Annotated in this window: 12 protein-coding genes and 2 tRNA genes; 7 read left to right on the forward strand and 7 right to left on the reverse strand. The window is 62.2% G+C overall.

All coding sequences use genetic code 11. From position 1 onward, the window contains the following. Positions 1–40 precede the first annotated feature (40 nt). The 7 genes from DT068_RS23125 to DT068_RS23160 form a co-directional block, all read right to left on the reverse strand. Positions 41–556, reverse strand: a complete 516-nt coding sequence (locus DT068_RS23125) for an HNH endonuclease (protein WP_119392258.1) — start codon at positions 554–556, stop codon at positions 41–43. A gap of 186 nt (positions 557–742) precedes the next feature. After that, positions 743–816, reverse strand: a tRNA-Asp gene (locus DT068_RS23135). A 117-nt stretch (positions 817–933) separates the two neighbouring features. Beyond that, a tRNA-Lys gene (locus tag DT068_RS23140) sits at positions 934–1023 on the reverse strand. A 789-nt stretch (positions 1024–1812) separates the two neighbouring features. Further along, positions 1813–2796 (reverse strand): hydroxyacid dehydrogenase, encoded by a 984-nt coding sequence (locus tag DT068_RS23145; RefSeq protein ID WP_119392259.1) that lies wholly within the window; start codon positions 2794–2796, stop codon positions 1813–1815. A gap of 258 nt (positions 2797–3054) precedes the next feature. After that, positions 3055–3792 carry a FadR/GntR family transcriptional regulator gene (locus DT068_RS23150; protein ID WP_119392260.1) on the reverse strand — a complete coding sequence of 246 codons (738 nt, stop codon included), beginning with the start codon at positions 3790–3792 and terminating at the stop codon, positions 3055–3057. Next, positions 3789–4961: a mandelate racemase/muconate lactonizing enzyme family protein gene (locus DT068_RS23155; protein WP_119392261.1), complete on the reverse strand. Its 1173-nt coding sequence runs from the start codon at positions 4959–4961 to the stop codon at positions 3789–3791. The genes DT068_RS23150 and DT068_RS23155 overlap by 4 nt, the downstream gene beginning before the upstream one ends. 112 nt (positions 4962–5073) lie before the next feature. After that, positions 5074–5961: a sugar phosphate isomerase/epimerase family protein gene (locus DT068_RS23160; protein ID WP_119392262.1), complete on the reverse strand. Its 888-nt coding sequence runs from the start codon at positions 5959–5961 to the stop codon at positions 5074–5076. A 279-nt stretch (positions 5962–6240) separates the two neighbouring features. On the opposite strand from DT068_RS23160, the gene DT068_RS23165 reads away from it, so the two are divergent. The 7 genes from DT068_RS23165 to DT068_RS23195 all read left to right on the forward strand — a co-directional run bounded on the left by DT068_RS23165 (position 6241) and on the right by DT068_RS23195 (position 13857). After that, positions 6241–7335 carry an ABC transporter ATP-binding protein gene (locus tag DT068_RS23165; RefSeq protein ID WP_368905062.1) on the forward strand — a complete coding sequence of 365 codons (1095 nt, stop codon included), beginning with the start codon at positions 6241–6243 and terminating at the stop codon, positions 7333–7335. Positions 7336–7474: 139 nt separating this feature from the next. Continuing rightward, positions 7475–8908: an ABC transporter substrate-binding protein gene (locus tag DT068_RS23170; protein WP_119392264.1), complete on the forward strand. Its 1434-nt coding sequence runs from the start codon at positions 7475–7477 to the stop codon at positions 8906–8908. 471 nt (positions 8909–9379) lie between these two features. After that, positions 9380–10441: a carbohydrate ABC transporter permease gene (locus DT068_RS23175; protein ID WP_119392265.1), complete on the forward strand. Its 1062-nt coding sequence runs from the start codon at positions 9380–9382 to the stop codon at positions 10439–10441. A gap of 3 nt (positions 10442–10444) precedes the next feature. After that, complete coding sequence (locus tag DT068_RS23180) at positions 10445–11389, forward strand: carbohydrate ABC transporter permease (protein WP_119392266.1); 945 nt, start codon at positions 10445–10447, stop codon at positions 11387–11389. Continuing rightward, positions 11389–12477, forward strand: a complete 1089-nt coding sequence (locus DT068_RS23185) for an ABC transporter ATP-binding protein (RefSeq protein ID WP_119392267.1) — start codon at positions 11389–11391, stop codon at positions 12475–12477. The genes DT068_RS23180 and DT068_RS23185 overlap by 1 nt, the downstream gene beginning before the upstream one ends. Next, entirely contained in the window at positions 12474–12911 is a 438-nt protein-coding gene (locus tag DT068_RS23190) for a hypothetical protein (RefSeq protein WP_119392268.1), read from the forward strand. The genes DT068_RS23185 and DT068_RS23190 overlap by 4 nt, the downstream gene beginning before the upstream one ends. Before the next feature lies 1 nt (position 12912). Continuing rightward, positions 12913–13857: a carbohydrate kinase family protein gene (locus DT068_RS23195; protein ID WP_119392269.1), complete on the forward strand. Its 945-nt coding sequence runs from the start codon at positions 12913–12915 to the stop codon at positions 13855–13857. The last annotated feature ends 206 nt before the right edge of the window (positions 13858–14063 follow it).

Consider the following 14063-nt stretch of genomic DNA (forward strand, 5'->3'; position numbering starts at 1 on the left):
CGCCCCTCCGGATCATGCTCTAGCTTTCCAGTTCGACATCCTAGTAGAGATAGTCGTTCCAGCTCTCATGCAGGTAGTTCGGCGGGAATGCGCGCTTGGCCGCAAGAAGCTCCTGCGGCGTCGGCTCGCGTGGCGGAATGCCCGGCTGCATGGCAGAGAACTTGTCCTTGGCCTGGTTGCAGGGCGAGCACGCCGCGACGACATTGTCCCAGGACGTCCGGCCGCCACGGCAGCGCGGCAAGACGTGATCGAATGTCAGCTCGGCGGCCGGAAACTTCCCTGCGCAATATTGGCACTTGAAGCGGTCGCGGAGAAAGACATTGAACCGCGCGAAGGCGACACGCGGCGGCACCGGCTGATACTTCCGCAAGGCCACGACCGACGGCAGGCGGATCGCCGTCGAAGGGCTGCGGGCAACGAAGTCATATTCGGCCACAACGGAGATCTTGTCCGACACGATGGCACTCACCGCATCCTGCCAGGGGATGAGTGAAAGCGGGAAATAGCTCAGCGGCCGGAAGTCCGCATTGAGCACGAGGGCAGGGTGGGCATGCATGGCGAACTCCTTTCTGGTTTATGACGACCCTCCTTCGCCAAGGCTTCGGAGGGCATCCTGCTTCGAATAGAACTCTCACCAATCCTGCGAAGCGCATCAGCGCGAAGCAGGATGGATTTGAACCAACGACCCTCGCCTTCCGAGGGCGATACTCTGGCCGGGCTGAGCTACACGCTGAATAAAACTTGGCGACTCCAAGGGGAATCGACCGCCTGTTGGCGCATCGACAGTGCGCTGTCCCGCCATTGAACGATGGAGTCCAGGAATCAGGGATTCCTCGTAAGCCGGGGCAGCCCTCCTTCGCCAAGGCTTCGGAGGGCATCCTGCTTCGCGTGGAGGCCAGCGCCAGTCCTGCAGGCGCATCGCGCGAAGCAGGATGGAGGACCGGGCAGGATTCAAACCTGCGATGTGGCTTGCGCCAGCCTGATTAAAAGTCAGGGCCGTTCGGTCGCTACGGTAACCGGTCCATCGGAGATGGCGGCCCTCCTTCGCTAAAGCTTCGGAGGGCTTTGCGAAGGAAAACATCAATCCTGCGAAGCGCATCAGCGCGAAGCAGGACGGCCGGCGGCACCATCCCGTGCTTGCGCACAGATGGTCCGTTGTCCGGAACGCAGCTCGTCATCGAGCACGGCGTCGCCGGCCAATATCTGGATGGTTCACGATGTCAAAGAGCGGGGCCATTCCTGGCCGGTAAGCACGTCAAAACAGTATTCGGTCGTTCAAGGGGCGCAAATCTCCCTTGTTGCGCGAAAGACACGCAGCCGTTCGTACGGCGCAAAGCCTTGCGCATGCAGGGTCTTCGAGGCCGAGACCAAGAAGGCGCAATGCCACCAGCACTCAACACGAATGCGGGAAGGGCGATTTACGAGAAGTCTTGTCTGTCTATTGGGCCATCTGCGGTCCCTCTGCCTGTTGGCGGAGGGAGTGGCCCTGCCGCCGGTTTAGGGTAGTTTTCTGAAACCTGGTCCGGGCTTCTGTGACACGAGATAACCCTTCGAAATCAAACGCATGGACAAGCGTCCGCACTCGCCCTGCCGGTTGAACGGCAGCGCGTTGGCGGCGCTTTGCGCGACTATCGTATGTGATGCCTTGCGGGTCATCGAAGGGGCCAAACTCGTCCTAGTACAGATCAAAATCGGGCGGACATATCTCATGACTCGATGAAACAATCAAGGTTTTTCTGGCCGACGATGATGTGATTTCGGATGTCGCAATCCAGACACAGAAAAGCCATCCAGTGGAAGCCAGGCGATTTTCTACCGGGTATCGGACGGAAACCGCCGGCGATACTGCGCGACGACCGGCGGGTTCACCAGGTTGACGGGGAGATCGCCCTTGAGCACGCGCAAGGTCTCCTCGACGGCGCCGATGCCCATGCGTTCCATGCTCTCCTCGGTGAGGCCGGCAAGATGCGGCGTGAGGATCACATTCGAGAATGCGAAGAAAGGATGATCGGCGGGCAAGGGCTGTTCGGCGAAGACATCGATGGCGGCACCGCCGAGATGCCCGCTCCTGAGCGCCGTGACGACATCTTCCTCCACCGTCACGGCGCCGCGAGCGACATTGATGAGGAAGCTGCCCTTGCGCATCAGCGACAATTCGCGGGACGAGATCATGCCGCGCGTCTCGGGCGACAGCGGGCAGGCGAGCACGACATAGTCGCTTGCCTTCAGTAACTCGTCACGCGATTGCGGCTCGACGCCGGGCGGAAAACCCGAATTGCGTCTGGTATGCGCAATGACCCGCATGCCGAACCCCGCCTGGGCGATGGCGGCGATCGCCCTGCCCAGATGGCCCATGCCGATGATGCCCATGGTCGAGCCTTGCAGCTCGCGCGCATCGAGCGAATGGGCGCGGCCGGCAAGCCAGCCCTTCCGGCGGAGATCCGTGTCGATGGCGCGGAACTGGCGAGCCAGCGCCAAGGCGACGAAGGTGACATGCTCGGCGACCGAGCGGGCATTGACGCCCGGCACATTGGCGACGAGCACGCCGGCCGCCGTGGCCGCCTCAACCGGGATCATGTCGAGGCCGGCGCCATGACGGATGGTGGCGCGCAGTCTCGGGGCGCCGGTGAAGAGCGCTTCGGGAAGATTGGCGCGCACGATGACGATATCGGCAGTCTTGGCCTCGCGCGCCAGGGTCTCGGCCGAGAGGTTGGAGGCGATGACGAGATCGGCATGACCTGCGAGCAGGGCGGCGGCGTTGGGATGCAGGGGGTGGGTCGAGTAGACGATGGGCATGGGGTTATCTCTATACCCTCGCCCTGCAAGCGAAGCGCAGCGGGGAGAGGGTAGGGGCCCACCGCGAAGCGGTGGGAAGGGTGAGGGGCAGCGGGCGTTGCAAGGCTGCGTAGCTTTCTAGATGAAAGGACGGAGGCCACTCCCCGAGAAGCCCCTCACCTTCCCATTGCTTCGCAATGGGCCCCTTCCTCTCCCCGCTAAAGCGGGGCGAGGGGAAACCGCCGGGATGACGGTTTGTGTGGTAGTGCGAAACAATCATCAGCTGGTGATGTGGCGGAGCCAGGCGGCTTCCGGCTGTTGTTTCTCGGGCGCCTGCGGCTTGTCGAGGAGGCCCGTCCAGTAGCTCTCGACCCCCTTCAGATGCGCGTCCATCAGGCCCATGGCCTCGACGGCGTCGCGCCTGGCGACCGCCTCGAAGATGCGGATATGCTCGTTGTGGGATTCGCGGCAGCGTTCCGGACGCTGGAAATAGATGCGCCGGCGCTCGGCGGTCATCAGGTAGAAGATGCGCACGATGCGGTAGAAGACGTTGTTCTGCGTGGCGTTGACGATCTCGAGATGAAAGTCGCGGTCCTCGATATCGATCGGCTCACCGGCATCGATACGCTTCATCGAGGTGGCGAGCACGGCGCGCATGCGGTCGAAGTTCTCAAGCGTCGCGCGCTCGCAGGCGAGTCTCACCGCGGTGATCTCGTGGATGCGACGCATCTCGTTGGACTGGCGGACCTCATCGGCCTGCAGCGGCACACCGATCTGCGCGAAGAGGGCCAGCGCTTCGACGCTGGCTGAATCATTCGACATATAGACGCCGGACTTGGCGCGCCGGTCGATGACGCGCAGTGCTTCCAGATAGGCCAGCGCCTCGCGCACAAGGCCGCGCCCGGCCTTGAAACGCTCGGCCAGCTCGCGCTCCGAGGGCACACGCTCGCCCGGCTCGTATTTGCGCTGCAGGAAGAACAGCGCCAGCTCGGAGACGAGGTCGCGATGATCGTTCATCCGAAATGCACCGCGTTGGAATGGAGCACGCTTTCGCGCACCGTAATGCCGAGGCCCGGCCGGTCGGGAATGGCGATCATGCCGTCCGCGACGCCGATATCCTCCTCGATCAGGTCATGCAGCATCGGGTTGGCGCCCAGCGAATATTCGAGGATGTAGCTCGACGGGCTGGCGGCGGCGAGATGGAGGCCGGCGAAGAAGGCGGGGGCGCCGGCCCAGAGATGCGGGGCGAGCCTGAGATTGAAGGATGCCGCCAGCGCATCGATGCGGCGCGCCTCGGTGATGCCGCCGCAAATCGCGAGATCGGGCTGCAAGATATCGACGGCGCGCCCGACAATGAGATCGCGGAAGTCGAAACGGGTGAACTCACTTTCGCCGGCGGCGATCGGGATCATGGAAGCGGCGCGCACCTCGGCGATGCCGGCCTTGTCATCGGCAGTGACCGGCTCCTCGAACCAGGCGAGATTGCAGTCGCGCACCAGATGGGCGAAGCGCTTGGCTTCGGCGACGGTGAAGGTGCCGTGCGAATCGACCATGATCTCGATGTCGGGGCCGAGTGCCGCGCGCGCCGCCTTGACGCGCTCGGCGCTCACCTGCGGGGCGCCATCCATGGCGCCGACCCGCATCTTCACCGCCTTGAATCCGCCCTGCCTCACATAGCCCGCAAGCTGATCGCCGATTGTCTTAGCATCGGCCCAACCACCCGAGGCATAGGCCGGCATCCGCTCCGCCTTGCGACCGCCGAGCAGGCGCCAGACCGGGACGCCGTGCGATTTTCCGGCAATGTCCCAGAGCGCAATGTCGATGGCGCTGATGGCGGCAATGGTCTGGCCGCGCCTCGCCATATCGGGCATTGCGTGGCCGCGCGCCGTCGCATGATGAGAGCGCACGCCATTGTAGAGGCCATCCCAGATCACGGAAATGTCCCGCGCGTCCTTGCCCAGGAGGCGAGGGGCGAATTCCTTGTTGATCAAGGTGACGAGGCCGGCATAGGTGCCCGAGCTGCCGGCGGCGTTCTTGCCTTCGCCCCAGCCGGTCAGCCCCGTATCCGTGTCGATGCGCACGATCGCCGAATCGAAAGTCCGGATCTGCCCGAAATCGCTTTTGTGCTGGCGCTCGGCAGCGATGGGGATGGACACCCAGGTGGCTTCGATCCGTTCGATCTTCATCTCGTTTGCACCAAAGAGCCCTCACCCGCCCTGTCGGGCACCCTCTCCCATCCTTCGGACGGGAGAGGGGGAATGAATTGGAGGCGGGTCCACAGCGGATCCGCCCGGCCGATCACTTGATCAACGGCAAGATCGTTTCGGCGGATTTCTGCACGAGCATCGAATAGAACCCTTCGCTCAACAGGCTCGAGCCGTGGTCCTGGATGAATTTCAGCTGCTCGGGCGAGATGTCGACCGGGTTCTTCTCGATGGCATCGGGATATTGCGAGGCCGGCGTGCGGTCGACCGGCGCCACGAATTCGACGGTGAGGGCGCCGTCATATTTGGCATCGCGCAGCGCCTGGACGATCTTCTTCCAGTCGAGCGCGCCCATGCCCGCCGCCATGCGGTTGTTGTCGGCGACATGGAAATCATAGAGGCGCTTGCCGGCCTTCCTGATCGAGGCATACATGTCGGCATCCTCGATATTGAGATGGAAGGCATCGATGCACACGCCGCAATCGGGTGCGATCGCTTCGGCAAGCGCCAGGGCCTGGTCGGCGCGGTTAAGCAGATAGGTCTCGAAGCGGTTGAGCGGCTCGATGGCGATGCGCACGCCCTTCTTCTTGCCGTGGTGATAGCATTCGGTCACGCCCTCGATGAGCCAGCGCCATTCTTCCTCGGGCGTGCCGTCGGGCACGATCTTGCCGACGGTCGCGGGGACCAGGGTGATGATCTCGCCCTCGAGCTCGCTCACCATGGTGATGACGCTCTTCATATAATCGACGGTACGGGCGCGCTGGCCTTCATCCCTGGCGGCGAGGTTGCGTTCGGCCAAAGTGAGCGTCACCGAGCCCCAGCAGCGAATGCCATACTGCTTCAAGAGCCTGCGGGTATCGTTCACATTATATTGGGTTGGCTCGCCGGAGATTTCGATGCTCTCATAGCCGAACTTCTTGATGCGGGCCAAAGTGGTCTCCAATGGCTCGGCGCGCATCCAATTATGCGTTGAAAGATGCATGAGGCTCCTCCCTGAGGCGTTTCTGGGCCGACCATTTTGGTCCGACCAAATTTGTTTCTTTACGCATAGAACAGGTTGAATTTACCCGCAAGGGGCGGTTTACGCGGGTGCAATCGCTTTTTTGCGATGCAGCCCCAACAGAAAGGCTTGCGCAGAGATCAATTTGGTACTACCAGTTTCGGGCAATAACGAATGCGCCACCAAAGCGCAGCATGGGAGGACTTTGGCGTCGATGCAGCATCTCCGGCTCAATCCGTTTCTGTGCAAGTGAGGGCACGGGTGGCTTCGCCTCATAGCTCGGGCTCGGCGGTCAGCCTCGAAGGCGTGTCCAAGGCCTATGGGCGCGTGCGAGCGCTCGCCAATCTCACCTTCAACGTCGGCGAGGGCCAGTTCTTCGCGCTGTTCGGACCGAGCTCGGTCGGCAAGACGACCACCTTGCGCACCATTGCGGGGCTGGTGATGCCGGATGAGGGCAGGGTGGCGCTGCATGGGGTGGATGTGACGCGGGCACCCATCAAGTCGCGCGGCGTGTCGATGGTGTTCCAGTCCTTCGCGCTCTATCCGCATCTCACCGTCTATGAGAATTTCGCCTATCCGCTTCGGGAAGCCAGGGTCAGCGGCCCTGAGATCGACAAGCGGGTGAAGGAAACCGCCGAGATGCTGAAGCTCGGCCACAGGCTGGAGCGCAAGCCCAATACGCTTTCGGGCGGCGAGCAGCAGCGCGTGGCGCTGGGCCGCTCGCTGATCCGGCGGCCCAATATCCTGCTGCTCGACGAGCCTTTGACCAATCTCGACGCCAAGCTCCGCCACGACATGCGCGCCGAGCTCAAGCGCCTGCACCGGCAATTCGGCATGACGATCATCTATGCGACGCCGGACGAGCTCGAGGCCTTGTCGATGGGCGAGGAGATCGCGGTGATGCGCGACGGTGCCGTGGTGCAGAAGGGCTCACCCGACGAGCTCTATGAAAAGCCCGCCAATGTCTATGTCGCCGCCAAGATCGGCGCGCCGCATATGAACCTGATCGATGCGACGGTCGGCGAAGGCGGCAAGATGCTCAAGACCGGCTTCGGCAGTTTCGACCTGAGCCGGCAGGTCGGCGCCAGAGCGGGCGACAAGGTGGTCATGGGGGTGAGGCCGGCCGATCTCGACATCGCGCCCGCCGCATCGGCCGATATCTCGATCCCGGTGCAGCTGCTCGAGCCTCTGGGCGATGTGACCGTGGTCTCGCTCGGAGAGAAGTCGGATCATCTCCGGATACTTCTGCCCGAGTCGCGGGCCAGCGAGATCAAGCTCGGCGACAGACTGCCGATCAAGGTGGACGCAAGGAAAATTCATGTCTTCAGCGCCGAGGACGGCCTGGCGCTCAGGTGACCGTCCGACGATGCGAAGAAAGAGAAGTGCCTGGATACAACAAGGTTGGAAAGCCATCACGCAGTATCGTTTTTTGCGCATGATTTCCGGAAAGCCGCATCGCACTTCCGGATCATGCTTTAGGGAGGAGAACTGGAAAATGAGTTGGCATTTGAAGTTGACGTCCTTTGCCGGCGCCGCGGTTGCCGCGACGCTGGTGAGCGGCACGTTCCTGACGCCGGCCTCGGCCGAGGACGTGGTGCTCAAGATGGCTGTGCCGGACTGGCCGCCGACCCGCATCATGAAGGACATGTTCGACAAGCAGTACAAGGCGCCGTCCGGCAACAGCGTGAAGCTCGACATCGACTTCATCCCGTGGCCCGACTACTACACCCGCCTCAATGCCTCGCTCACCTCAGGCGAGCAGAAATACAATATGGCGGTGTCGGATTCGCAATGGCTCGGCGCCTTCGTCGAAGGCGGCTATTACAAGAAGCTCAACGAATATATCGACGCGGATCCGGGCCTGAAGGCGGCGATGGAGGAGATGCACCCCGCACCGCTCAATGCCTATTCGACCTATCCGCACAAGACGCCGAACTATTACGGCTTCCCGCAGTTCCCCGACGTGCTCGTCACCTATGCGCGCAAGGATATCCTGTGCAACGAGGAAGAGCAGAAGAACTTCCAGGCGAAGTTCAACAAGAAGCTGCCCTGCGCGCCGGAAGAGCTCGACGACATCGACTGGGAGATGTTCGAGAATATCGGCCAGTTCTTCCAGCGCAAGAAAGGCGAGAATCTTGCCGGCAGCCCGGCGGATGACGATTTCTACGGCATCGCCTACCAGGCCGGCAAAGGCTATGACTTCTCCTCGATGCAGATCAACGGCTTCATCTGGCAGTATGGCGGCAATACCTGGGACGAGACCCAGGCGCCCAAGGGCCAGGCGGAAGGCGTGGTCAATTCGCCGGAGGCGGTCAAGGCGCTCGATCACTATCTCAAGCTGATCCAGTATATGCCGCCCGTCGCCAAGACCGGCACGATGGACATCTTCAAGTCCGACGAGCTGTTCCGTGAAGGCAAGGTCGCCATCAATATCGACTGGATCGGCCTCGGCGAAGCCTCGCTCGATCCGAAGACATCGAAAGTCTCCGACAAGATCGCCTTCGGCCTGATGCCGGGCACGCGCGGCGCCGACGGCAAGATCATCCGCTGGTCGAATATCGGCGGACAACCCTTCGTGCTGATGACCTGGAACACCGACACGCAGACCAAGGAAGCACTCGACTTCGTGAAATGGTGGCTGTCGAAGCCGGTGCAGACCGAATATGCCTCCAAGGGCGGACAATCGGCGATGAAGTCGGTCTATACCGACCCGGCTTACGTCACCTTCCGACCGTGGAACCGCGCCTGGGCGGGCAGCCTCGACTGGCAGAAGGACGTGTGGCACGTGCCGCAGTTCTTCGAGCTGCTCACCCAGCAGCAGGATCAGTTCGATCTCGCCATCACCGGCAAGCAGGATGCCAAGACGACGCTCGACAACATAGCGAAGTTCCAGCAGAACCTGCTGACCGAAGCCGGCCTGATCCAGTAACAGCAACCTTCAGGGGACGCGCGCAGGGAACTGCGGGCGTCCTCATTGTCTCAGCAACTACCCCATTCAGCAACGAATGCAGGCTATGAATTTTTCGCACTCTCCCCCATTACGTCATCCCGGCGAAAGCCGGGATCCATTGAAGCCTCTCGCAGGCGGCTTTGTTACCCTCGCCCTGCAAGCGAAGCGCAGCGGGGTAGGGGCCCGCCGCGCAGCGGCGGGAAGGGTGAGGGGCAATGGGCGTTGCAATAGTGCCTACCTTGTTAATCGAAAACTCCAATCCAATTTTGCGGGAGGCCCCTCACCCTCCCATTGCTTCGCAATGGGTCCCTCCCTCTCCCCGCTGAAGCGGGGAGAGGGTAAGGCCGCGCCCCCGCTGCAATGCGTGAATCCGAAAGCGGCTTTCGCCGGGATGACGGAAGTGGGTGGGGACGCAACCAAGCCGGCAAGCTTTAGTGGACATTGTTTCCGATGACGAGTGTCGCCATCCCCGAGCCCGCGCCGGATTTCACGACCATCGCGCCCGACAACTGGAAGCTCGCGATCGCCGTCGGCCTTGCCGTGTCGGTGCTGGCCATCGTGGCCCTGCCGGCGAGCCTTTCCTTCTGGGTGACGGGCGCCATGGCCGCCATGGTGGCGGCCGCCTTTGTCGTCAATGCCTATCGCCGCCACTATTATGGCGGCCTGTTGGTCGCGCCGGCGATCGCGGTGCTGTTCGTAATGAACATCTTCCCGCTGCTGTGGTCGCTCGGCCTCTCCTTCTTCGCCTATCAGAGCAACCAGCAGTCGATCCGTTTCATCGGCCTTCGCAACTACGAGCAGCTGCTGACCAACGAATTGAAGGCGCCGGAGCTGTGGGCCAATCTCACTAATACCGCGATGTTCGTGGTGCTGACGGTGAGCGCGCAGATGATCGTCGGCTTCCTGCTCGCCGTGCTGTTCGCCAAGCAGTTCCCGCTGCGCAAATATCTGCTCATCCTGGTGCTGACCCCGATGATGCTGTCGGTCGTCGCGGTGGGCGTGTTCTTCTCCTATTACTATGACCCGACATTCGGGCTGTTGAGCCAGATCATCAAGGCGTGGGGCGGCGAGCAGTTCATCCTCATGTCGACCAAGGCCGGCGCCGTCGCCGGCATCGTCTTCGCCGATGCCTGGATGTGGTCGCCCTTCGTCATGCTGCTGGTGCTGGCCGGCCTCGTTTCGGTGCCCAAATATCTCTATGAGGCGGCGGCGATCGACCGGGTCTCGGGCTGGCGGTGCTTCTGGACCATCACCTTCCCCTATATACGCGGCCTCCTGATGCTGGCGCTGCTGTTCCGCACCATCGAGGCCTTCAAGCTCGCCGATCCCGTCATCCTGCTGACCAAGGGCGGCAATGACACGATGACGATCTCCTACCACGTCATCCGCATCGCCAATGAGCAGAACAAGACGAGCGAAGGGGCGGCCTTGTCCTATCTGCTGCTCTTCGTGGTGATCGTGCTCACCAATCTCTATCTCTATGTCGCCAACCGGCGCAGCCAGGGGACCTGACCGATGGCCGAGACGACCTCCTTCTGGGAAAGACTGGGCTTCCGCAAGGCCTCCGGCGTGGGCGAGGCAGGGTGGGGACATACGCTCTTCGCCGCCATCGTCAGCCTGATCTACTTCCTGCCGGTTCTCCTGATCATTATCACTTCCTTCAAATTGCAGACGGAAGCGCTGGCGGTGCCGCCCAAATTCCTCCCGACCAGCTTCTTCGGCCTGATCCCGGAGCAGTTCGTGTTCACGCCGACGCTGGAGAATTTCACGTCGGTGTTCTCCCGCGCCTATGTCGCGGGCGGTGCGGTCGAGAGCACCGGCTTCGACCGCTTCTTCTTCAACTCGATCTTCATCGCCAGCACATCGGTGCTGCTGGCGCTGGTGATTGGCACGCTCGCGGCCTATGGCTTCTCACGCTATCCGCTGAAAGGCAACGACACCTATCTGTTCATCATCCTCACCACCCGCATGCTGCCGGCCATCGTGGTGATCATCCCGGTCATCCTGATGTTCCGCGTCGTGGGGCTGGCCGGCTCCTATCTCGGCATCATCTTCCTCTATACGGCCTTCAACCTGCCTTTCACCATCTGGATGATGAAGAGCTTCTTCGACGAGCTGTCGCTCGATGTCGAGGACGCGGCGCGCATCGACGGATCGAGCGATGCCAAGGTGTTCTTCAAGATCTGCCTGCCGCAGGTGCTGGCGGGCCTCGCCGCCACTTTCGTCTTCGGCCTCATTCTCACCTGGAACGAGTTCCTATTCGCGCTGCTGCTCACCGGCGTCGACACCCGCACCGTGCCGGTCGCCATGAATCAGGCGGTGGCGGGCGGCGGCATCGGCGTGCTGTGGGGACTGCTCGCCGCGATCGAGACGCTCTTCCTCATCCCCGTCTTCCTGGTGACGTTCTTCCTGCAGAACCACCTGCTGCGCGGTGTCACCTTCGGAACGGTAAAAAGATAATGTCGACGATCGAGGCCCGCAAAATCACCAAGAAGTTCGGCGACTTCACGGCCGTGAGGGATGCCGATCTGTCGGTCGCGGCAGGCGAGGTGGTGTGCCTGCTCGGTCCCTCGGGCTGCGGCAAGACCACGACCTTGCGCATGATCGCCGGCCTCGAAAGAGTGACCGCCGGCGAGATCGTCATCGCCGGCAAGCGCATGAACGATCTGCCGCCGGAAAAGCGCGACATCGCGATGGTGTTCCAGTTCTATGCGCTATATCCGGCCCTCAATGTCGGCGAGAATATCGCCATGCCGCTGCATTACGAGAAGATCGACAAGGCGGAGCGCGACCGCCGCGTCGGCCGGGTGGCGAAGATCCTGCATCTGACCGATGTGCTCGACCGCATGCCGGGGCAGGTGTCGGAAGGCGAAAAGCAGCGCATTGCCGTGGCCCGCGCCATCGTGCGCGAGCCCAATTGCTTCCTGTTCGACGAGCCCTTGTCGCGCCTCGATGTCGAATTGCGCCATTCGATGCGCGGCCAGATCAAGGAAGTGCTGTCCAATCTCTCCAAGGCGACGGTCATCGTCACCCATGACCAGCTCGAGGCGCTGACCATGGCGGACCGCATCGCCATCATGCGCGATGGCGTCATCGAGCAGATCGGCACGCCGCACCAAGTGTTCACCAAGCCCGCCAATGTGTTCGTGGCGAGCTTCATCGGCACGCCGCAGATGAACCTGGTCAAGGGCAAGCTCGAAGGGGTGAAGGGGACGAAGGCGACGATCCAGTTCGGCGGCGAGAAGGTCGAGCTCGATGTCAATCCGGCGGTGTCGAAGCTCAAGCCGTCGCAGGTGACACTCGGCATCAGACCCCGCGCGTTCACGCCGGTGGACGGTGGCTCAAATGACACGATCATGGCGCAGGCCGAGCTCATCGAGCCGATGGGGGCCGAGACGCTGGTCCATGCGCGTACCCCCGATGATTCCGACATCAGGGTGGTTGTGCCGCGCGATGTGAAGTTCAAGATCGGCGAGAAGCTGCATTTGCGCGCCGATCCCAGCCAGACGCATATATTCGGCGAAGACGGAAAGGCGGTGCGGGCATGAGCGAGACGCCGGCCAAGACATTGACCTCGGGCGGGGCGCTCAGGCTCGAAGCCTTCATCATCGGCCTCGGCATCCTGGCGCTGCTGCTGATCTTCCAGCCCTTCAGCATCACGCTCTTCGCCCTGGGCTCCGGCCTCGTGGTGCTGGCCGGGCTCGTCAACAACCTGCTGCCGCTGGCCAAGCCCGGCGTCAAGGTCAGGAGCATCATCACCGTGGCGCTGGTGGTGGCATTGATCTTCTGCTGCGTGCTGCTCATCTCGATCACCGCAGCGCATCTCTATGGCGCGTTCTTCCTCAAACCCCCCGATCCCGCCACGACGGCGGGCAAGGTGCAGCTGGCGACGCCGCCTTTCTACCTGCAACCCCTGGTCTGGGCGCTCGCCATCGCCGCCGCCTGCTTCGCGGCCCTCATCACCACCCTGTCACGAAAATAGCATGCGCTACGACGTCTCCGTCATCGGGCTCTATATCCTCGATATATTGGGCCGGCCCGTCACCCGTATCCCCGAGCGCGGCAATGTCGATTTCATCGAGGAGATCCGCCTCACCGTTGCCGGCACCGCCGGCGGCACGGTGATCGACACCGCGAAGCTCGACCTCAAGAGCCTCGCCGTCGGCGCGGTCGGCGATGACGAGAAGGCCGACTGGGTGCTGCTGACGCTCGAAAAGCATGGCGCCGACGCTTCGGCGATGCAGCGGCTCGCCGGCATTCCGACCTCGGCCACGATCCTCAATGTCAGGCCGAATGGCGACCGCCCGGCGCTGCATGTGCGGGGTGCTTCCGATCACTTCGACGTGCCGGCTTCGGCCTATGACCAGGTATTCGACGCGCCGATCATCCATCTGGGCGGTACGGGCCTGCTCAGGCGGCTTGACGGACCGGCAAGCGTCACTTTGCTCAAGGAAGCGAAGAGGCGCCAACGCATCGTCACCTTCGACCTCATCGCGGCGAGCGCCGAGACTCTCGCCATTGTCGAGCCGCTCTTGCCTTATATCGATTATTTCATGCCCTCGATCGAAGAGGCGCGCGACATGTCGGGCCAGAAATCGCCGGAGGACTGCGCCAAATTCTATCTCGATCGTGGCGCCGGCTGCTGTGTCTTCACCCTGGGCGGGGAGGGCGCCTTTTATGCCCACAAGGACGGCACGCGGCGCAAATCACCTGCCTATGAAGTCAAGGTCGTCGACACGACCGGCTGCGGTGACGCTTTCGATGCGGGCTTCATCACGGCCCTGCATCACAAGATGGATCTGGAGACATCCTTGCGCTTTGCGCAGGCCGCGGCCGGCCTGGTGGCGACAGGGCTCGGGTCCGATGCGGGGATACAGTCCTTCGATCACACGGTGAAAGTGATGAAGGAATGGAAGATCAAGGGGTAAGGAGAACACCCCCTTTACCGTCATCCCGGCGAAAGCCGGGATCTATTAAATTCACAAAGCTTGGCACCGCCGCCCGTCTGATTCTATTCAGTCGTCCGTGAAGAACTTCCAAGCCATTGATTGGGATTCGATTTTCGGAAGAAGGCCGGCATTGAGTTTGCATGCTTTGGGGGGTTGAGGCCTCAAAAGCTTGCAATTTCGTTTTT

The organism is Taklimakanibacter lacteus, from assembly GCA_003576695.1.
Taxonomy (GTDB): Bacteria; Pseudomonadota; Alphaproteobacteria; order Rhizobiales; family Aestuariivirgaceae; genus Taklimakanibacter; species Taklimakanibacter lacteus.